Source organism: Bradyrhizobium sp. AC87j1 (genome assembly GCF_002936975.1).
Lineage (GTDB): Bacteria > Pseudomonadota > Alphaproteobacteria > Rhizobiales > Xanthobacteraceae > Bradyrhizobium > Bradyrhizobium shewense.
This window is the reverse complement of sequence record NZ_PTFE01000250.1, coordinates 1-1,207: the sequence shown is the minus strand read 5'-3', so window position 1 is coordinate 1,207 and position 1,207 is coordinate 1. Positions and strand designations below refer to the sequence as shown.

The window sequence follows — 1,207 nt, the reverse complement described above, 5'->3', positions numbered from 1 at the left end:
CCCACCCGCACGGCTGACCTTGCGACCATAACCAACGAAAGACACCACGCCATTAACCAGAACGCATGGACAACCCGCCTCACCCTGACTACCGACGAACAGACCTTCGTGATGGCTCAAAGAACACGACACCGGCGCCATGCCGCCGCGACGCAACAATGACGCGCTCGCGAAATACCTGCGTGGCGTCCTCATCAGCAAGAGCGAATGGGACTCGGTCGGTATCGGCATCGGCCTGGACCGGCCACGCCCTCTGCTCATGCCTTGGCAACTGGGCTATCAAAGCGCCGAACGGCGCCGAGTTGCGCCCGCACTACCGTCGATCTGGGATGGACAAGCATCACGGACACTCAGCGAGTGAAAGAAGATTGTCTGGCTGAATGCCGTCTGCCGTCGTCTTGATGTACTTGTGCCCTTCGTGTTTGGCCACGATCAAACCAGCAGTGAGCCCGTCTTCCTGGACATAGAATTCCCACGCGCCGCTTTCGATGTCTCGGATCGTCTGAACGACAGATTGCTTCCAGTGACTTCCGTTCGAATATACCCCGCCGATGCTGCTAATTCTCTCGTGTGGATTCGTCCTGTCGGTCTTGCTGATGCAACGAACGCGTGCGAGTCTCGCCACGGGGCTCTCTTCTTCCGCATGCAAAAGGAGCAACAAGGTTAGCGTTCAGTGGCGGACCATGCCGCCGACCAATTCAGGTAGGTGCCCCGGTTACTTGTCTGCGCCATTATCTGGTGGCGCCTCGGGAATATCTCTGGAGCAAAGGTGGCCAACCACAGTCTTCATAGGCGGGGCTGGCCACTGGCGCTTGCGACGCCACCTTACAAGGTAGCTACAGGCCAACGAATGCACACATTCGAGCGGCACATCACGTCCCTGCGGTCGCAAGCGCTTGCGGTTCTTGCAGCCAATCAGGCGCTTGCGGTCGATCCGTTGTTGAGCCTGGCAGATCGCCAAGTCGCGACGTTTGATGCCAGGAGGCTCAGGAAGTGTTGGGCATCCTAGATTGCGTGAAACTCGACCGCGGGCCCGAGGAGGCACGGAAGATCGCTGCGCGCATTCGCACGCTTCTAGAGAGTCGTCCGTTCTTTAATCGCGGGCACGATGTCAACCCCGATAGACAAAAGTGATCCACTGCCGGGTTCATGGTTCTTTCCGCGGTCGTCTCTACAGCCGCCGCATGATGGCGTTCAACAGGTGTGC

General features: G+C 58.7%; 1 protein-coding gene. It reads right to left on the bottom strand.

Annotation, left to right across the window (positions count from 1 at the left end):
* Window positions 1–340: 340 nt before the first annotated feature.
* Window positions 341–625, bottom strand: coding sequence for a DUF3892 domain-containing protein (locus tag CV770_RS41135; RefSeq protein WP_104466321.1), 285 nt, complete (start codon window positions 623–625; stop codon window positions 341–343).
* Window positions 626–1,207 lie beyond the last annotated feature (582 nt).